The organism is Bacillus sp. B4EP4a (assembly GCF_006680105.1).
GTDB classification, from domain to species: Bacteria; Bacillota; Bacilli; order Bacillales; family DSM-1321; genus Peribacillus; species Peribacillus simplex_E.
Genome location: NZ_VHIK01000011.1, coordinates 1 through 244, shown reverse-complemented (window position 1 = coordinate 244; position 244 = coordinate 1). Strand labels below are relative to the sequence as shown.

The following is a 244-nucleotide window of genomic DNA, read 5'->3' as shown; positions in this document are numbered from 1 at the left end:
TTTACATATTTCGTTGTCGTTTTTTCAGGCGTTACTGCCGTTGATCCCGATCCTGGCTTTGCCGTCGATAGATATTTGGCACTGACATGGCCGTCTTTTCCATTGGCTTTGACCTTGGCCCAACCTTTGGATTCCGAATAGACCGTCACTTTCGTTCCTTTTGAAAGCTTTGCGACTATGTTCGCGCTTTCCGATCCGCTTTTTCTCATATTGAGCGTTCCAGAGCTTACGTTTACATATTTCG

General features: G+C 45.5%; 1 protein-coding gene. It reads right to left on the bottom strand.

All coding sequences use genetic code 11. The annotated features are described in order from the left end of the window. A partial coding sequence (locus tag FNK51_RS06170; RefSeq protein ID WP_286178584.1) for an SH3 domain-containing protein occupies positions 1-209 on the bottom strand: 209 nt, incomplete at its 3' end. Positions 210-244 lie beyond the last annotated feature (35 nt).